13 protein-coding genes are annotated in these 19,013 nt (G+C 68.5%); 4 read left to right on the top strand and 9 right to left on the bottom strand.

Going from position 1 to position 19,013, the window contains the following annotated elements; translation table 11 throughout:
- Window positions 1–454: 454 nt before the first annotated feature.
- The 4 genes from BJ988_RS24935 to BJ988_RS24920 form a co-directional block, all read right to left on the bottom strand.
- Complete coding sequence (locus BJ988_RS24935; protein WP_179660542.1) at window positions 455–2,125, bottom strand: M4 family metallopeptidase; 1,671 nt, start codon at window positions 2,123–2,125, stop codon at window positions 455–457.
- Between the two features lie 163 nt (window positions 2,126–2,288).
- A complete protein-coding gene (locus tag BJ988_RS24930; RefSeq protein WP_343051782.1) occupies window positions 2,289–4,241 on the bottom strand; it encodes a M13 family metallopeptidase in 1,953 nt (650 codons plus the stop codon).
- A gap of 49 nt (window positions 4,242–4,290) precedes the next feature.
- The gene (locus BJ988_RS24925; protein WP_179660541.1) at window positions 4,291–5,505 is read right to left on the bottom strand and encodes a M15 family metallopeptidase; all 1,215 of its coding nucleotides are present in this window, start codon (window positions 5,503–5,505) and stop codon (window positions 4,291–4,293) included.
- Window positions 5,506–5,579: 74 nt separating this feature from the next.
- Window positions 5,580–6,152: a TetR/AcrR family transcriptional regulator gene (locus BJ988_RS24920; protein ID WP_179660540.1), complete on the bottom strand. Its 573-nt coding sequence runs from the start codon at window positions 6,150–6,152 to the stop codon at window positions 5,580–5,582.
- A 125-nt stretch (window positions 6,153–6,277) separates the two neighbouring features.
- Here BJ988_RS24920 and BJ988_RS24915 point away from each other — a divergent pair, with 125 nt between their 5' ends.
- The 3 genes from BJ988_RS24915 to ppgK all read left to right on the top strand — a co-directional run bounded on the left by BJ988_RS24915 (window position 6,278) and on the right by ppgK (window position 10,093).
- Window positions 6,278–6,841, top strand: a complete 564-nt coding sequence (locus tag BJ988_RS24915) for a TetR/AcrR family transcriptional regulator (protein ID WP_179660539.1) — start codon at window positions 6,278–6,280, stop codon at window positions 6,839–6,841.
- A gap of 24 nt (window positions 6,842–6,865) precedes the next feature.
- Complete coding sequence (locus BJ988_RS24910; protein WP_179660538.1) at window positions 6,866–9,208, top strand: MMPL family transporter; 2,343 nt, start codon at window positions 6,866–6,868, stop codon at window positions 9,206–9,208.
- 129 nt (window positions 9,209–9,337) lie between these two features.
- Window positions 9,338–10,093 carry a polyphosphate--glucose phosphotransferase gene (gene ppgK, locus BJ988_RS24905; protein ID WP_179660537.1) on the top strand — a complete coding sequence of 252 codons (756 nt, stop codon included), beginning with the start codon at window positions 9,338–9,340 and terminating at the stop codon, window positions 10,091–10,093.
- Window positions 10,094–12,234: 2,141 nt separating this feature from the next.
- On the opposite strand, the gene BJ988_RS24900 is transcribed toward ppgK, so the two are convergent.
- The 5 genes from BJ988_RS24900 to BJ988_RS24880 form a co-directional block, all read right to left on the bottom strand.
- Window positions 12,235–12,849 (bottom strand): nitroreductase family protein, encoded by a 615-nt coding sequence (locus BJ988_RS24900; RefSeq protein WP_179660536.1) that lies wholly within the window; start codon window positions 12,847–12,849, stop codon window positions 12,235–12,237.
- Between the two features lie 53 nt (window positions 12,850–12,902).
- Window positions 12,903–13,538 carry a YitT family protein gene (locus tag BJ988_RS24895; RefSeq protein WP_179660535.1) on the bottom strand — a complete coding sequence of 212 codons (636 nt, stop codon included), beginning with the start codon at window positions 13,536–13,538 and terminating at the stop codon, window positions 12,903–12,905.
- A gap of 95 nt (window positions 13,539–13,633) precedes the next feature.
- Window positions 13,634–15,034 (bottom strand): Re/Si-specific NAD(P)(+) transhydrogenase subunit beta, encoded by a 1,401-nt coding sequence (gene pntB / locus BJ988_RS24890; RefSeq protein ID WP_179660534.1) that lies wholly within the window; start codon window positions 15,032–15,034, stop codon window positions 13,634–13,636.
- Between the two features lie 2 nt (window positions 15,035–15,036).
- Window positions 15,037–16,566 carry a Re/Si-specific NAD(P)(+) transhydrogenase subunit alpha gene (locus BJ988_RS24885; protein WP_179660533.1) on the bottom strand — a complete coding sequence of 510 codons (1,530 nt, stop codon included), beginning with the start codon at window positions 16,564–16,566 and terminating at the stop codon, window positions 15,037–15,039.
- A 238-nt stretch (window positions 16,567–16,804) separates the two neighbouring features.
- Window positions 16,805–17,800 carry a DUF2332 domain-containing protein gene (locus BJ988_RS24880; protein ID WP_179660532.1) on the bottom strand — a complete coding sequence of 332 codons (996 nt, stop codon included), beginning with the start codon at window positions 17,798–17,800 and terminating at the stop codon, window positions 16,805–16,807.
- 114 nt (window positions 17,801–17,914) lie between these two features.
- Between BJ988_RS24880 and BJ988_RS24875 the strand changes: the two genes are divergently transcribed.
- Entirely contained in the window at window positions 17,915–19,012 is a 1,098-nt protein-coding gene (locus BJ988_RS24875) for a citrate/2-methylcitrate synthase (protein ID WP_179660531.1), read from the top strand.
- Window position 19,013 lies beyond the last annotated feature (1 nt).

Raw genomic sequence — 19,013 nt, 5'->3', positions numbered from 1 at the left:
GGAGCCGGGGAAGCGAGATCAGCTACCCGGCAGATGGCCGGACAGCGACGTGAGTATGCCTCGCAGCGCCGCCGTCAGGCGGCGAAGCGCAAGCGCATGGAAGCGATGCCAAGATGCATGCCCAAAGGATACCCAGCGACAAGCAGCCGCTGCGAACCAATTGATGGGGGGCGTCGGGGTAGTCCGGTAGCGAACTGCCTGAATACCGGCGAGTAATAGGCAGCTCGCTACCGGACTACCCCGACGACGACTCCAAAAGCAACGCCGAGCCGGCGCTGTTGGTCCTCCCCCACGGGGACCCGCAGAACCGGCTCGGCATCTCCAGTATGCGTCCTATCGCCACACCGGCATAACCACACGCCCGAATTCGTACTTTAGTTACCCGATGCGGGCGAAAGCGACGTCTGTCGAGGGGACATCACTTTCGGGTCCGCTCTGACGTGGCCTGTCGAGATCAGCTCACCGACACCGCGTTCCACGCCGCCTCGACCGCTGCGACCTCGGCGCTGGAGGCGCCGTAGAGATCCGACGCCGACCGCACCGTCGCAGCGCGCGCACCGGCGTAGTCGGTGGTCGAGGTGAAGTAGGTCGAGTTGGCACGGAACCAGATCTGCTCCGCCTTCTCGCGCCCGATCCCTGTGATCGCCGAGCCGTCACAGGTCGTGCTCGAGTGCGCGACCCCGCCGAACGTCTTCGATCCCGAGCCCTCGGCGAGCAGGTAGAAGAAGTGGTTGCCGACGCCGCTGGAGTAGTGGACGTCGAGGCCACCGGTCGAGGAGGACCAGCAGTTGACCGACTTGCCGTCGGAGGACGGGTTGTCCATCCGGCGCAGCGGGTCACCACCGTCGAGGATGAAGGACTCACCAATCAGGTAGTCGCCCGGGTCCTCGGCGTTGCCGGCGTAGAACTCGACCATCGTCCCGAAGATGTCCGAGGTCGCCTCGTTGAGGCCACCGGACTCACCGGAGTACTCCAGGCCCGAGGTGTTCTCGGTGACCCCGTGCGTCATCTCGTGGCCGGCGACGTCCAGCGACACCAGCGGGCCGTAGCCGACGCCGTCACCGTCGCCGTACGTCATCTTCTCGCCGTCCCAGAAGGCGTTGACGTAGTTCTTGCCGTAGTGGACCCGGTTGAAGGAGCCCGATCCGTCACCGAAGATGCCGTCCCGGGCGTGGACGTTCTTGAAGTAGTCCCAGGTGACGTTCGTGCCGTACTGAGCGTCGGCCGCGGCGGTCGCCCGGTCGGCGTTGGAGCCGTTGCCGAAGGTCGTGGTCGGGCTGGTGACCACGGTCCCAGCCGCGCACCCGAACCCGAAGATGGTGCAGAAGATGCTGTCCTCGGCGTTCTTCATGTCGGTCGTGTAGGTGCCGCCACGGGTCTCGTCCCGCAGCTCGTACGTCGAGCCGTTCTGCTTCACCTGCAGCGGGACGGTCCCGGAGTAGAGGGTGTTGCCCTCGCCGTCGATCGTGTGGATGCCCTCGACCCGGCGCAGCACCTTGCCGCTGGCCGCGTCGACGTAGGTCGCGAGGCGCGAAGGAGTGCCGTCGGCGTGCTTTCCGGTGGTGGTCACCCGCCACGCCAGGGTCGGCGAGCCCTCGACCGCGTCGACGACGAGCTCGGGCGCGTGCTTCTTGTCGGCCTTGAGACCCGTGATCGTCCTGGTGATCTTGTCCAGGGTCAGGGCGGCCTTGGTCGCCGCGGCCCCGGTGACGGTCGGCAACACCTCGAGGTCGAGCACCTCGGTCAGCCCCTGGGAGACGGAGGTGACCGCGCCGGACTTGGTCTGGTGGGCGACGAGGTCGCCGCCGACGACCTCGAGCCCCTCGTACGTCCGGTTCATCCGCACGTGGGTGGCTCCGTCGGCGTCCTTCAGGGTCACCACGGGTTCGAGCTCCTGGCCGGCGCCGACCTTCCAGGTCGACGGCTTGCTCGCCAGAGCCTTGACGGCCTGGTCCGCGACCGACTCGTCGTCGATCACCTTCTGGGCCGCCAGAGTCACCGGCGTGATGGCGGAGGCGGAGTCGGCTGGTGTGGCGCCGGCTGGGCTCCCGAAAGAGGCGATGAGGGCAGTTCCTGCAACAGCGGCAGCGGTGGTGGCACCCGCCGTTCGAACGAATCTACGCATGGGGGTTTCTCCTCGAGATCAGGACCAGGATTGGACGGGATCCTTCCATCCAAATCGGGTCCTCGACCGAACAATTTCCCGCAATGCAGGTTTATGAACCGGCCGTCCCGCGTAACTCGTTTACCTTGTTATCAAGAATTAACCAAACGCACCCGGGGGCATGTCACCAGATGCGCACGCGCTCCTCGGGATCGAGCCAGAGGCCGTCGCCCGGAACGGTGCCGAAGACCTCGTGGAACTCGTCCAGGTTCCGCGCGATGTTGGCACGGAGGTCCGGCGGGCTGTGCGGGTCGATCGTGAGGTACTGCCGAGCCTGCTCCTTGCGCCGCACCGTACGCCACACATAGGCCCAGTTGAGGAAGAGCCGCTGCCGGTCGCCGGTGCTGGCGGCGCCGTCGGTCGCGAGCATGTAGGCGGTGTGCGCGATCGTCAGGCCGCCCAGGTCGCCGATGTTCTCGCCGACGGTCAGCGCACCGTTGACGAGCTCGCCGGGCAGGTCCCGCGGCGACAGCGCCGAGTACTGCGCGATGAGCGCCTTGGTCTTCACCTCGAAGGCCGCCTTGTCCTCCGGCGACCACCAGTCCTGCATGTTGCCGTCGCCGTCGAACTGCGCACCCTGGTCGTCGAACCCGTGGCCGATCTCGTGGCCGATCACCGCGCCGATGCCGCCGTAGTTCTCCGCCGGATGGGCGTCCAGCGCGAAGAACGGCCGCTGCAGGATGCCTGCCGGGAAGCAGATCTCGTTGGTGCCGGGGTTGTAGTAGGCGTTGACCGTCTGCGGGAGCATGAACCACTCCTCACGGTCCACCGGCTGGCCGAGCTTGCCGAGCTGCCGGTCGGTCTCGAAGACCGAGGCCGCCGAGACGTTGCCGATCAGGTCGTCCTTCGAGATGGTCAGCCCCGAGTAGTCGCGCCACTTCGAGGGGTAGCCGATCTTCGGCGTGAACTTGTCGAGCTTCTCGTACGCCTTCTGCTTGGTCTCCTCGCCCATCCAGTCGAGCTCGGAGATCGACTTGCGATAGGCGGCCAGCAGGTTCGCCACGAGCTCGTCCATCTCCGCCTTCGCCTCCGGCGGGAAGTGGCGCGCGGCGTACTCCTTGCCGACCGCCTCGCCGATCGCGCCCTCGACCAGCGCGACCCCGCGCTTCCAGCGTTCGCGCAGCTCAGGGGTGCCGTTGAGGGTGCGGCCGTAGAAGTCGAAGTTGGTCTCGACGAAGTCGTCGGTCAGGTAGGGCGCTGCCCAGCGGAGCACGTGGAAGTAGAGCCACAGCTTCCAGTCGTCGATGTCGACGTCGCCGAGCACGGAGGAGAGGTGGGCGAAGTAGGACGGCTGTCGGACGACGACCTCGCCGAGCACGACGTCGGTGTCCAGCTTCGAGCCGGAGAGGTTGCGGATGTACGCATCCCAGTTGAAGTTGGGGGCCAGCTCGCGCAGCTCGGCGAAGGTCAGCAGGTTGTAGGTCTTCTGCTTGTCGCGGGTCTCCTCGCGCGCCCAGTGGCCCTCGGCCAGACGGGTGTCGATCCGGATGATCGTCTCGGCGGCCGCGCGCGGGTCGGGGTGCTCGGCGAGCTCGTAGAGGCGGGTCAGATAGTCGGCGTACTTCCCCAGCACCTCGGCGAACTTCTCGTCGAAGTAGTAGTCCTTGTCGGGCAGGCCGAGGCCGCCCTGGAGCAGGTTGAAGATGTAGCGGTCGGACTGCTTGTCGTCGTTGTCGACGTAGGACCCGAACAACCCGTGCCCGCCGATCCGCTCGACCTCGCCCAGGAACGCCGCCAGGTCGTCGGCGTCGCGGAGGCCGTCCACGGCAGCACGAAGACCGTCGAGAGGACGTACGCCGCGCTCGGCGACCGCCGCCTCGTCCATGAAGCTCGCGAAGAGGTCACCGATCTTCTGGGCGTCGCTGCCCGGCTCGCCACCCGATGCCGCGAGCTCCTCGATGATCTCGCGCACGTGCTTCTCGGCCTGGTCGGCAAGCATCACGAAGGGCCCCCAGCTGGACCGGTCGGAAGGAATCTCGACCTCCCGGAGCCAGGTGCCGTTCACGAAGCCGAACAGGTCGTCCTGGGGCCGGATGCTGTCGTCCATGCCCGGGCGGGCGTCATCGAGGATCGTCACGTGCCCAGCGTAGAGCCGACCACCCAAGCGGCCGGGCAGTAACCCGGGGTTAGCCGGGTTTGACGATGCGGTTCATCTCGAAGTGCATGGGGTCGGTCCACTTCCAGTTGCCGCCCCAGGTGAAGCCCCAGCGCTCGAAGATCGACACCACGGTGCGGTCCATCTCGCCGACGGTTCCGCGCTGGTTGCCGGCGGTGTTGAGGTCGACGGCGGTGCCGAAGGCGTGGTTGGAGAGCTGCGTGCTGTTGGCGATGAAGCGGGGGTAGTAGCACCCGGCGTACTGCTTCGGGTCGATCGTCTTGGCCAGGCCCCGGTCGACCACCTCCTGCAGCGCCGCACGCAGCTGCGTGACCATCACCTTGTTGCAGGTCACCGAGCCGAGGATCGGGACCTGGGCGGTCACGATGTGGGAGCTGACCCAGCTCGCGGCGGGCGTGATGGTGCCGTCGCCGTTGGCCCGGTAGGTGTAGTTGCCGACGGCCTCGGCGACGGTGCCGACTACGTGGGCCTGCTGAGGCGCGTTCGGGTCCAGGCCGGCGCGCGCGACGACGTCGAGGCGCTGGACGGAGACGTCCTCGCCGACGATCGTCTGGATCGGCTTGACGACCCGGTTGGGGGCGATGGCGGCGGTGGAGACGATGAGCGCGTTGCCCTTCTCCATGCCCATCTCCTCGCCCCACTTGTGGTTGACGACGGCGGCCGCGAGGCCCGGTGGCTGCGGTGCGTAGGCGCCGACGTGGACCGAGGTCGCGTCCTTGCTGGACCCGAGGGTCACGAAGCCGTCCTTGTTGGCCGGGAGCTCGTCCTGGCGCTCGGGGTCGATCGCGACCTCGCCGCCGGCGACGCGCTGCCAGACCTCGTCGGAGTCGGCGCTCTGGAAGGGGGCGAAGTTGCGGTAGGTCGACGGGTCGACCGCCACAACCTTGACCAGTCGCCCCTGGACGCTGACCTGGGCCATCGAGATCTGCTCCACGCCGGAGACTCCGTCGAGGCCGCGGACCTTCTTGACGTCACCGGCCGAGAGGGACTTCTCGGAGAGGATCAGCAGGTCGGTGGAGTGGAGCGTCCCCTCGCGCTTGCCGGGCATGTCGACGGCGTGCGACGGGTCGGCGACAGGGCTCTCCTCAGCGGCGGGCTCACTGGCCTCCACGCTCGGGCTGCTGCTCGGGGAACCCGGCTTCGACGGCTCGCCCGCACAGGCGGCCAGGGTCACCACGAGGACCGCCCCGATCGCGGCCGCCGCTCTCAACGAGACCAATCGCATCCGTCCACCTCCCCGCAGGAAGATTAGGCGAGGGCTGGTGACCACCCAACTCGCCGGTAACTCAGACGCCCGGCTCACGCACGCAGCACGCGCGACATCAGCCAGGCGATGTCGTCGGCGGTCTCGTCGGGCGACTTGGTGGGCTGCATGACATGGCTGAGCACCACGCGCACCGTCATCTCGATGGCGGCGTCCGCCTGATCGTCGCTCAGCCCGTGGTCGAACTTCCTGATGTGCTCGTGGATGATCGCGGTCGCATAGCCGAGCAGCCCCTCGCTGTGACTGGTCAGATAGGGCAGCAGCTCGGTGTCGGCGCCATGGGTCGCTGAGACCACCGCGTGCAGCAGCTTGTTGTCCTGGGCACGGTCGAGAACGGCGTACGTCGCCTGGCGGATCGCCCGGAGGAAGTCGTCCTCCGCGTCGAATGCCGAGCTCACGCCGGCGAGGAACTGCTCCAGCTCACGCAGGATCAGCGACTTCGCGAGCGTCGGCTTGGCGCCGATGTCGTTGTAGACCGTCTGTCGGCTGACCCCGCATCGCTCCGCGATACGCGACATCGTCACGCTCGCCCACCCTGCTTCGGTGGTCATCTCGACAGCGGCATCGAGGATCCGCTGTCGGGTGGTTTCAGGTACGCCGGCCCCCATGGGGGCAAAGTCTAGGACCTGTCCCCGGCCGGGATGGGGCGACCACGTGAACCTGGCCACATTTTTTGCACTCAATACCCCCGGAGTGCAAAAATGCACTCTGTGAGAGAAAGTGCAACGTTCTGATGCGGCCGGCCAACGGCGCCGCGGCGGCGATCCACCGGGCGGCCCTCGAGATGACCGACGAGTTCGGCTTCGACGGCTGGACGATGGATCATCTCGCCGACCGCGTCGGCGTCTCGCGGCGGACGTTGTTCAACCACGTCCCGAGCAAGATGGACGCCGTTCTCGGCCCTGAGCAGGAGCCCGACCCGGAGCTGCTCGAGACCTTCCTCGGCGGCGGTCCGACCGGACACGTCGGTCGCGATCTCGGCGCGCTGGTGCGCACGGTGCTCGATGCCGAGCCCATCGACCACGACGAGCTCGTCCTCGTCCGTCACGTCCTCACCACCGACAAGCACGTGCTGGACGCGGCCCGCACTCGCTTCAAGCAGATCGTCGTTCAGCTCGCGGAGCTGATCTCCGAGCGCGACGGTGACCAGATGACCCCCGAGCTCGCGGGCGTGGTCCTGCATCTCGTGATCGTGGTCTTCAACGCCTCGCTCGACGCCTACCTCGCCAATCCGTCGGCAGGCACCGTCGCCGACCACTTCACCCGGATCTTCGACGACCTCGTCGATCTGTTCTGACAACTGACCAAGGGGAACCCTGTCATGGCCAAGCTGCTCTATCGGCTCGGAAAGACCGCCTACCGGCGGTGGCCGATCTTCGTCGCCGTCTGGTTGATCGTCATCATCGGCGTCGGCGCGGTGGCGACCACGATGTCCAAGCCGATGTCCACGACGTTCAGCATGCCCGGCCTCGAGTCGGTCGAGGCGGCCGAAGAGCTGCCCGAGATCATGGGCACCGAAGGCGGCTCGGTGCTCGACGCCGCCTCGATCGAGGTCGTCGTCGCCGCTCCGGAGGGTGAGACGCTCACGACCCCGGAGAGCCAGAAGGCCGTGGCCGATCTCGTCGGGGACCTCGCCGCACTCGAGGACGTCCCCGACCAGATCTCCTACATCTGGACCCCCGAGCAGGCCGAGGCGGCCGCTCCTGCGTACGCCGAGGCGATGTCCGCCGAGAGCGGGCAGCAGGTCCCGACCGAGCAGGCCCTGCAGATGCTGCTCGGCCAGCTCGAGGCTCAGCCGACCCTGTCCGAGGACGGCCGGATCGGCCTGATCTCGACCGAGTTCGAGGACGTCGACGTCGCCGACGTGACGCCCGAGATGCAGCAGGAGGTCACCGACGTCGTCGAGCAGGCAGCCGAGGACTCCGGACTCCAGGTCGAGGTGCGCGGCCAGGGCATGCAGGTGATGGAGATGGGCAGCGCCAGCGCCGAGCTGGTCGGTATCGCGCTCGCCCTGCTCATCCTGCTGCTGACCTTCGGCTCCTTCGTGGCGGCCGGGCTCCCGATCCTCACCGCCGGTGTCGGCGTCGCCATCGGCACCCTCAGCATCACCGCTCTGACTGCTTTCACCGAGGTCTCCTCGACCACCCCGATGCTGGCCACGATGATCGGCCTCGCCGTCGGGATCGACTATGCGCTGTTCATCCTCGCTCGCTACCGCAGCGAGCTCGACCACACCGACGACCGGGTGGAGGCCATCGGCATCGCCGTCGGCACCGCGGGCTCGGCCGTCGTCTTCGCCGGCCTGACCGTCGTCATCGCGCTCACCGCGCTCAGCGTCGTCGGCATCCCGTTCCTGACCGCCATGGGCATCGGCGCCGCAGCGACCGTCGTGGTCGCCGTCCTGGTGGCGCTGACCCTGGTCCCCGCCCTGCTCGGCCTGTTCAAGTCGAAGGCCTTCGGCCTGTCCGTACGCCACTACCGCCCCAAGCGCGAGGCCAACGGCCGCGTGCTCAACAACGGTGTCCGCTGGGCTCGGTTCATCGGCAAGGCCCCCATCGCCTGGGTGCTCATCGTGATCATCGGCCTCGGCGCGCTGGCGATCCCCTTCAAGGACCTGCACCTGGGTATGCCGAGCGACAGCACCGCGCCGGAGGACAGCTCGCGTCGCCAGGCGGTCGAGCTGGTCGTCGAGGGCTTCGGCCCTGGACGTCTCGACCCGATGATGCTGGTCGTCGACGCCCGCGAGATGCCGGGCGAGCTGGCCGAGAAGCAGGCCGCGTACACGAAGGTCGCCGAGTGGGCCGGCTCCATGGACGGGGTCGCCAAGGTGGTGCCGCCCTCGGGCAGCGAGAACGGTGCGGTGATCCTGATCGAGCCGGAGACGGCGCCGGAGGACGAGGCGACCGACGAGCTGCTCGCGGAGCTGCGTGAGGGCGAGGGTGCGCTCGAGGAGGAGACCGGCGCCGACCTGGCCGTCACCGGTACGTCGGCGATCATGTCCGACATCTCCGAGAAGCTCAACGACGCGCTGCTGCCCTACCTCGCCATCGTGATCGGGCTGGCGTTCATCCTGCTGATGCTCGTCTTCCGTTCGATCCTGGTGCCGCTGACCGCGACGCTCGGCTTCCTCCTCTCCGTCCTGGCCACCCTCGGCGTCACCGTGGCGGTGTTCCAGGAGGGTGCCTTCGGGATCTTCGACGGACAGCCGATCGTCAGCTTCATGCCGATCTTCCTGATCGGTCTGGTCTTCGGTCTGGCGATGGACTATCAGGTCTTCCTGGTGACCCGGATCCGCGAGGCCCACGTCCACGGCGCGTCCTACAAGGAGGCCGTGGTCGACGGGTTCCGCAACTCGGCCCGGGTGGTCACCGCGGCCGCGCTGATCATGACCGCGGTCTTCGCGGGCTTCATCATGATGGACGACCCGATCATCAAGTCGATGGGCTTCGCGCTCGCCGCGGCGGTCATCTTCGACGCCTTCATCGTGCGGATGCTGCTGATCCCGACGCTGATGTACCTGATGAAGGAGAAGGCCTGGTGGCTGCCGAAGTGGCTCGACCGGATCCTCCCGAACGTCGACGTGGAGGGCGAGGGCCTGGAGCGGCACTACCTCGCCGACCACTACGCCGACGACCCGCGTGAGTCGGAGCTCGTCAAGAGCTGACGGTTCGCGGTGGCGGTAACACGTCGTTCGTAGGACTACTCGCCCGTTAGAACGACCGGATAGACCTACGAACAGCGTGTTACCCCAACGCGGCCGCACCAAGAGTTGCCTCGTAAATAGGATGGGCCCATGACGACGAGCCTGCCCTTCGGCATCGATTTCGGCGGCACCGGCATCAAGGGTGCCCCGATCGACCTCGCGACCGGCGAGTTCGCCGCCGAACGCGTGCGCATACCGACCCCCGAACACTCCACCCCGGAAGCGATCGCCGAGATCTTCGTGGAGCTGCTCTCACACTTCCCGGAGTACGACGGGAAGGTCGGCGTGACCGTCCCGGGCGTCGTACGCCATGGGGTGGTCCACTCCGCGGCCAACATCGACAAGTCGTGGATCGGCACCGACGCGGACGCGATCTTCACCGCGGCCACGGGCCGGGACGTCCACGTGGTCAACGACGCCGACGCCGCCGGCCTGGCCGAGGTCCGCTACGGCGCGGCGAAGGGCCGTCGCGGCCTGGTCATCATGACCACGCTCGGCACCGGGATCGGCTCGGCGCTTCTCTACGACGGTGTGCTCGTGCCCAACTCCGAGCTCGGCCATCTCGAGCTCGACGGCCACGACGCCGAGACCCGCGCCTCCAACATCGCCCGCAAGCGCGAGGAGCTCTCCTGGAAGCACTGGGCCAAGCGGTTGCAGAAGTACTACCAGCACCTGGAGATGCTCTTCTCGCCCGACCTATTCCTGGTCGGCGGAGGGGTCTCGAAGGAAGCGGCGGAATTCCTCCCGCTGCTCGACCTGGACACCGAGATCATCCCGGCGAGGCTGCTCAACACCGCGGGGGCCGTCGGGGCCGCGCTGTACGCCGAAGAGCTCGCCACCGACTGACGGCGGTGGACCGCCTGGCGGGCCAGGCGGCGCCGGTCGATCCCAGGGAGCACCCGCCTTCTTCGTCTGCTTCACCTGCGCGAGGAATGCCTTGCGGTTCGCCCGCCGCTGCCGGCGAGCCACGCGGCGGCCGCGCGCCCACGGGCTGCGAAGCACCCGGAATGCCGCGTACCCCACGCCGGCAAGCGCCACGAGCGCGACCAGCCCCACCCAGAACGCCCACTTCGCCCGGTCCCGGACCCCGCCGGCCGTCGCCGAGGCGTCGTCGAGATGCCCGTCGTCCAGGTCGGCCCGTGCGCTTGCGGCACCGACGTCGAGGAGCAGCACCAGCTCGCCGAGCTCGGTGATGGGGTTCTGGGTGCCGTCGACCGCCGCGCCGGCCGCGCCGACCGACTTGGTCGCCTCGGCTGCCTTCGGCAGCATCGTGGCGAGCGCCTGATACTCGCTGGTGACGTTCGCGGTCTCGTAGGCCTTCTCGACCGCCGAGGGCACCGGGATCCCGGCCGCTTCAGCCGCATCCTGGACCGCGACCGCGTCCTTGTTGGTTCCCTCGACCATCTCCATGACGGCCTCCGCGCTCTGGAACTGCCAGAACGACATCGGGTCACGCACTCCCGCGGGAGGCACCCAGTCTCCGTTGGCACGGTCGAGCGCTTCGTACGTCTTGCGGGCTGCGGCGTGAACCTCGAGGTCACTCGCATCCGACCGGTGGAGGACCCACGTGCGCAGCGCCTTCTCTGCCTTCTCCGGCGAAGCGCCGTGCTTCACGGCGAGGTCGAGGAAAGTGGTCCAGTCACCCGGGCGCGGGTCGTCTCCGTCCGACGCGTTCGTGTAGGCCGTGCGCCCCCGATAGACATCGCTCAGCAGCGCCGTGAGCTGCTTGTCGGAGAGGTCGCCGACGATCGCGGAGACCGCGATGACGGAGGCCGGGTAGCCGTAGGCGTCGGAACGCTCGACGTCCGAGCCGGTCCCGGCATCCCACAACGCGAGCGGGAAGGCGTCCTTGCTCCGACGCTTCACCTTGTCGTAGCTCTGGCCCTTCGCGCCGACCTCCTTCGTGACCCGCTGGGCGACCATCTCGGTCAGTCCCTCGGACAGCCACCGCCCGCGGACAGTGTCCGGGTTGATCCAGGCGTGGGTCATCTCGTGATAGAGGACAGCGGCGTCGAGGTCCTCGGAGACGACGATCTCGTCGGCGTCGGAGTCGAACCAGGCATACCCGAGCGCCTCGGAGGAGACGTCCTCACGGATGGTGTCGAGGCCGCCCGGCCACTCCTGCCCGATGGTCTTCTCGAGGACGGGCAGGCCGGCGCGTACCTGCTTCTTGGCGAAGTCGCGCCATTCCTTGTCACCCGGGAAGCTCTGCAGCGCCACATCGGTGTCGCCGACGGCCATCTTCTCCTCGTCGTAGACCTTCGGGTCGCGTGCGGACACGCCGCCTTCGATGAAGCCGCCGGTCGCCTTCCAGGTCGTCTTGTTTCCCTTGTCCTTCTTCTTGAACCCTGGGACGGAGGTGGAGAACTCCATCGACTTGGGCAGCACGACCTCGACGGTCACCGAGTCGTCGTCGCCGACGCCGATCACCGGGAAGACGGCGTAGCCCTCGCCGATCCGGATGTGGTTCCTCTTCGCCCGGATCGGCGCGCTCGGCAGCTCGTAGGTCCAGGTGATGGTGCGCGACTTGCCGTAGTAGAGGTTGGCGAACGACACCGAGGCCACCTCGAGGCCCGTGCCCTTGATCTTCTCGGTGCTCACCCCGAGCTTCGAGCCGTTGCTGGTCGCCTTGATCTTCTTCGCACCGGCCGGGATCGGGATCGCGTGGCCGGTCAGGAAGTAGTAGGTCGTCGCCGTGCTCGGCTGTTGGTTGGTGACCGTGATCTCGGACTTCACCCGGACCGTACGGGCCTTCTCGTCGAGCACGTAGCGCGTGCGCGAGGACTCCCCGACGCCGTCGTTCGGGGCGGCGACAGCTGACGGCGCGGCCAGCACCGATGCGCTGCCCACCACCCCCAGCACGAACATTGCGACCGCCGCGCGCCGGAGCCGACCTGCTCCCTGATCGATCCTCACTCACGAACCTTAGACCGATGCCCTGTCGGGCCCGACCTTTTTCGGTGCCCCCCAGGTGGACACCAACCCCCTCAGGACCAGGGCGTGCCCCACTTGTCGCCGAACGCGATCTCCTCGAGCGGCCGCCGGACGCGCTCGCGCTCCTCGCGCTCCGCATCGCGCGGGTCGGCCTGCGCCGGGTCGCCGTGAAGGCCGACGGCGATCCCGGTCATCACCTTCCACCAGTCCGGTACGCCGAAGGCCGCTGCCACAGCATCGTGGTCGAACCCGGCGAACTGGTGGGAGGAGAGCCCGAGGGAGGCGGCCTGGACGGTCAGGTGCGCGGCGGCCTGACCGAGGTCGTAGTGGGAGTAGTCCGACCACTTCGGGCCGTTGCCGTCCGGGCCCACGCCGACCTGGGCGATGGCGACGAAGACGGCCGAGGCCCGCGGCACCCAGCCGGAGTTGCCTCGGGACAGATGCGGGACGAACGTCGAGTGTGCAGCCGATCCTCGGGGCAGGACCAGGAACGACCACGGCTGGCTGTTGCCTGCGCTCGGGGCCCATCGGGCCGCCTCGACGAGCAACCTGATCTCGGCGTCGGCGAGCTCGTGGTCCGGGTCGAAGACACTCACCGACCAGCGGTCACGCAGATTCTCGGTCAGGTCCTCGGCTCCAGGCTGTGGCGCCGGCTTCGCAGCAGTCATGCACCCATTCTGCAATGTCTACCGACTTCACAGACAAACAGTCCCAGGACCGGTCAGGCGAGGTAGCGGCCCGGCCGGTGGTTGAAGGCCAGGATGATGTTGAGGACCACCGCGCCGAGGGCGGAGAGCAGGACGGTCGCGGGCGTGACGACGGCGAGCGCGAGCAGGATGACGCTGAGGTCGAGGCCCATCTGGACGTATCCGGCCCGCAGGTCGAGCCGCTCCTGCAGGATCAGGACGAGCACGTTGAACCCGCCCAACGAGGCACCGTGGCGGAAGATCACCAGGAGCCCGAGGCCGACGAGCAGGTTGCCGGCCACCACTCCGTAGATGGTGTCGAGGCCATCTAGCGGGAGCAGGTCGGCGTGGACCCTCGTCATCGCCGAGACCGCGATGACGCAGCCCAGCGACCGGAGGGTGAACCCGATGCCCTTCTTGGAGAGCGCGAGCCCGAAGAACGGCAGGTTCACAAGGACGAACAGCACCTCGAACGGCAGCCCCGTCCAGTAGCTGACCAGCAGGCTCAGGCCCGCGGTCCCGCCGGTCACGGCGCCGACCGTCTGGATCAGGTAGAGGCCCAGCGAGGACACCACGATGCTGGTCACGTAGCCGAGCGCGTCCTCCAGCAAGGTGTGGGGGACGCGGATCGACTCGAGGGAGTCTGCGAACGGCTCGGACACGACACTCATTCTGGGTGCCGTGGCCGAGCCGTGCAGAATTCACCAGAGCGAGACGTACGTCACGTTTCCGCTGGTCAGGTGGGGTTTGTCCAGGTTTGTCCAGGTCAGACGGGCACCCGGGCGAGGGCGCCTACGATCTCGTCGACCTTGGTCTTGGCGTCACCGAAGAGCATCTGCGTGTTCTCCCGGAAGAAGAGCGGGTTCTGCACACCGGCATAACCAGCGGCCATCGACCGCTTGAACACGATCACGTTCTTGGCCTCCCAGACCTTCAGGACGGGCATCCCGGCGATCGGGCTGCTGGGGTCTTCCGCGGCGGCCGGGTTCACGGTGTCGTTGGCGCCGATGACCAGGACGACGTCGGTCTCGGCCAGGTCGTCGTTGATCTCGTCCATCTCCAGGACGATGTCGTAGGGCAGCTTGGCCTCGGCCAGCAGCACGTTCATGTGGCCGGGGAGACGACCGGCGACCGGGTGGATGCCGAAACGTACGTCCACGCCCTTCTCCCGCAGGATGCGGGTGAGCTCGGCGACGGGGTACTGCGCCTGGGCGACGGCCATGCCGTAGCCGGGGGTGATCACGACGCTCGAGGCGCCGGCGAGCAGCTCGGCGGTGTCCTCGGCGTTGATCTCGCGGTGCTCGCCGTAGTCGACGTCGCCGCCCGGGCCGGCTTCGATGCCGAAGCCACCGGCGATGACCGAGATGAACGAGCGGTTCATCGCCTTGCACATGATGTAGGAGAGGTACGCACCCGACGACCCCACCAGGGCACCGGTGACGATCAGCAGGTCGTTGCTCAGGAGGAAGCCGGAGGCGGCCGCGGCCCATCCGGAGTAGCTGTTGAGCATCGAGACCACGACCGGCATGTCGCCGCCGCCGATGGAGGCGACCAGGTGCCAACCGAGGGCCAGGGCCACGACCGTGACCGCGATCAGCAGCGGCAGCGTCGGGTCGATGACGTAGACGACCGTCAGGACCACGAAGACGACGAGGGCACCGATGTTGATGAGGTTCTTGCCCGGGAGCATCAGCGGGGCCGACTTCATCCGCGCGGAGAGCTTGAGGAAGGCGACGATCGAACCGGTGAAGGTGACCGCACCGATGAAGACGCCGATGAAGACCTCGGCAGAGTGGATGGCGCCACCGTGGCCTTGGCCGCTGGCGGCTTCGAGGTGGCCGTTCCAGCCGATCAGGACGGCGGCCAGACCCACGAAGGAGTGCAGCAGCGCGATCAGCTCGGGCATGCCGGTCATCTCGACGACCTTGGCGCGCCACAGGCCGATGAGCGCACCGACGGCGACTGCGGCCACCAGGACGATCACCGCGGTGGTGGTGCCGCCGTCGACGACCTGGATCACGGTCGCGACCAGCGCCAGCGTCATGCCGGCAACACCGTAGAGCCAGCCCTGCGAGGCGGTCTCGTGCTTGGACAGACCTGCGAGCGACAGGATGAAGAGGAGGGCGGCGACGAGGTAGGCCGCACCGGCGATCGAGAAGATATCCATGATCAGGCCTTCCGGAACATCGAGAGCATGCGACGGGTCACGGCGAAGCCGCCGAAGATGTTGATGCTCGCCAGCAGCGTGGCGATGCCCGCGAGCACGAGAACGACGTTGTCATCGACGGTGAGCTGGAGCAGAGCACCCACGACGACGATGCCGGAGATCGCGTTGGTCACCGACATGAGCGGCGTGTGCAGCGCGTGGTGCACGTGGCCGATCACGTAGAACCCGATCACGATCGAGAGCGTCAGGACCGTGAAGTGCCGGGTGATCTCGGCCGGGGCGACCGCGTTGAGCAGGAAGAGCGCGAGCGCACCGGTGCCGACCAGCGCGAGCTTGGTGGAGGCGGAGAGTGGCTTCTGAGCCTCCTTGACCGCGACCTCGGCAGGGGCGGCCGCGGCCGGAGCCGCGGAGACCTGCACCGGCGGGGGTGGCCAGAGCACGCCACCGTCGTGCACGACGGTCAGGCCGCGCTGGACCTGGTCCTCGAGATCGAGGGCGAGCACGCCGTCCTTCTCGGGTGTCACCAGCTTCATCAGGTTCACCAGGTTGGTGCCGTAGAGCTGGCTGGACTGGGCCGGGAGGCGCGCGGGCAGGTCGGTGTAGCCGATGATCGTGACGCCGTTGGGCGTGGTGACGACCTGGTCCTTGACCGTGCCTTCGACGTTGCCGCCCATCGCGGCGGCCATGTCGACGATGACCGAGCCCGGCTTCATGTTCGCCACGTCCGCCGCCGTGATCAGCTTCGGCGCCGGACGGCCTGGGATCAGCGCGGTGGTCACGATGATGTCGACGTCCTGCGCCTGCTCGGAGTAGATCTCCGCGGCGCGCTGGTCGTAGGCCTCCGAGGTCGCCTTGGCGTAGCCGTCGGTCGACTTCTCCACCTCGACCTCGACCTTCAGGTATTCGCCGCCGAGCGACTTCACCTGGTCGGCGACCTCCGGGCGGGGGTCGGTGGCGCGCACGATCGCGCCCAGCGAGCTCGCGGCACCGATGGCGGCCAGGCCGGCCACGCCGGCACCGGCCACCAGGACCTTCGCCGGCGGCACCTTGCCCGCTGCGGTCACCTGACCGGTGAAGAAGCGGCCGAAGTGGTGGGCCGCCTCGACCACGGCGCGATAGCCGGCGATGTTGGCCTGGCTGGAGAGGATGTCCATGGACTGTGCTCGCGAGATACGCGGCACCGCGTCCATCGCGAACGCGTCGACCTTGCGGGCGGCCAGGGCGTCGAGGAGCTCGCCGCTCTGCGCCGGCGCCAGCGGGGCGACCAGGGTGGCGCCGCTCTTCAGCAGCTCGACCTCGCCGACCGAGGGGGCGTTGATCCGGAAGACCAGGTCCGCTCCCCACGCGTCGGCGGCCGTGCCGATGCGGGCTCCGGCCTCGGCGTACGCCTCGTCGGTGAAGCTGGACGCCTCGCCGGCTCCACCCTCGATGACGACGTCGTAGCCCAGACCGGTCAGCTGTTTGACGGTCGCGGGGGTTGCCGCCACCCGGGTCTCGCCGGGCTTTGTCTCTCGGGTCACTCCGATGAGCATCCTCGACTCCTTGGGTCTAGCTGCGCAGTGTCTTCAGTGTCCAGCACGGTGGCGTCCCGGTCAGCCGATCATCGCGTGACCGATTCATGACCGGCGGCGGTCCGGAACCCCACCGTGCTGGTTACCGGTCGGTAACGGTAGGGCAGATCAGCCCGTGGACACCAGGGTTGTCCGGTTGTATCGGTCCAAGACCTGTGGTCTTCCTCACGGTCTCACCACCGGCTTCCCAGCCGGGTACCTACTCATCGGTCTGTGTCCATCCGAGTGCGGCGCCGTGGCCCTGGAGCCAACCGACCGCTCGCCCGTCGACCGCCAGACAGAAGTGATGGTCGGCATCTCGCCGGTTCTGCGCTGCCGGTGCGAGAGAAGGGATCACTCGTGGCCCTTCGAGGCTGATCCAGTGGCAGCGACCGGCAGCCACCAACGTACGCATGCGCTTGTCCAGCTCGACACGTTCGCGCTCGTCCAGGTACGCCGCTGCCGCGCTGTGGTGGACCACCGGCGTGCCACCCGAGGCAGCGGCGAGCTCGATCGCGCCGTCCAGCCGGTCGAGCATGTCGCCGATGATGAGATGGGGCGGCTCTGCCCTGGTCACCTCGATCGCCGCGGCCAGACGGTCGCGACGCTCGTCGTGACCCGGCCAGATCAGGGTGAGCAACCAGCTCATGTCGTCCTCGTCGGTGACGTCGAGCGGGTTGAGGTCGATCCCGATGCGAGCGGTGATACGCGGCCGTGCCGCGGGGACGGGGACCGGGCCGATCGCCGGGACCCGGAGCGTCGGCCCTCCTGATCCGCGGAGCTCACCGGCGCCGTCCCAGATGTAGTCGTAGCGGTCCGGATAGAGGCACAGGCCGGCGCTGGCACCGAGCTCGACCAGAGCCAGCGGCCCGTCGCCGAGCATCCCGAGCGCCGGGGTCAGTGCGGTCATCCGGGCGACCTCGTTGGTCTGGGTCCGGCGAGTGAGGATCGTGGCTCGTACGGCGGGCCACTCGGGCCCGAGCAGCAGGGCCCGCAGGTCGTCGTAGGCGCCGGGCTCCAGCCCGTGCCGGCGGGCGGCGGCGAAGACGAGGTTGGCCTGCTGCTTCAGGATGGGCAGGTCGCTCAGCAGCCGGAGCACCTCCGGGTCGTCGGCGACACTGCTCGCCCAGGCGTGGTAGGAAGGCGAGGTGGCCATCTCAGCGGCGTAGAGCCGATAGCTCTCTTCGATGTCGGTCAGATCGGTCAGCGGCAGCATGGCGTCTCTTCCTGGATCAGGTCCCGGTGGTCGGGGTTGTCGAGACCCCACCGTGGCGCCGCGGGGCGGGGCGGCGCGATGTCGATCGAGTCGACATGGCGCCGGAGCCGATCCGTGAGCGAGAGTGTCGTCGTGACGGAGTGGATCACGACCCGGGAGGCGGCCCAGCGCCTCGGGGTGAAGCGCACGACGCTCTACACCTATGTCAGCCGCGGCCTGCTCACCCGGCGGCGCAGCGGCGGCGAGAGTCTGTTCGACCGGGCCGAGATCGACGTGCTCGCCGGCACCCGTCACCATCCCGGCTCCCCGCTCGGCGTGCTGCCGATGCGTTCGGTCCGCTCGAGCGTGAGCGAGGTACGTGAGGGGGAGCTGTTCCTGCGCGGCGTACCGCTGGCCGACCTGGCCGACGAGTCGCTGGACGAGGTGGTCGAGCTCGTCCTGGGACCGGCGCCCGCGATCGCCGTCTCCGTGCCGGCTCATCTGTCCGCGCTGCCGCTCGACCGCCGGCTCCCCGCCCTCGCGCAGTGGGCGGGGTCCCACGGTGAGTGGGTCGAGCCCGCCGCCGCTGCCGGCATCGCCAAGGGGCTGCTCGGTGCCGTACCGATCGCCCTCGGCGGCGGGCCGGAGCCGGACCGGCCGGTCCCCGACGCGCTCTTCAACGCCGTCGCGGGACGTCCGGGCAGCCCGCGAGAGGTGGCGACGCTGAACACCGCGCTGGTCGCACTCGTCGACCACGGCCTGGCCGCCTCGGTGGTGGCGGCCAGGGTCGCGGCCTCCGCCCGGTCCTCGGCGTACGACTGTCTGGTCGCCGGGTACGCCGCGCTCTCGGGGCAGCTGCACGGTGGCATCGGGCCGTCCGCGCTCGCCGTGCTCCGGGACGGCCCGCCGTCCGACCCGAGCCGCCCGATGCCCGGCTTCGGGCACTGGCGCCACCCCGAGGGTGACCCCCGGGCCGAGGCGATCCTCGCTCGCCTGGCCCTCGTCGACTGCTCCGCGCCGGCCCTGGCCCGCCTGGACGAGATCGCCTCCCGCACCGATCGCCGGCCGAACATCGACGGCGCTCTGGCGGCACTCATCCTCACCTGCGACCTTCCGGATGCCGCCGCGGAGGTGTTCTTCCAGGTCGGCCGGACGGCCGGCCTGGCCGCGCATGTCGTCGAGGAGTCCGAGGAGGACCCGTTGCGTTGGCGTGCGACCGATCCGACCGCCTGAC

This window comes from Nocardioides panzhihuensis (genome assembly GCF_013408335.1).
GTDB classification, from domain to species: domain Bacteria; phylum Actinomycetota; class Actinomycetes; order Propionibacteriales; family Nocardioidaceae; genus Nocardioides; species Nocardioides panzhihuensis.
This window is presented reverse-complemented; position numbering and strand designations above follow the sequence as displayed.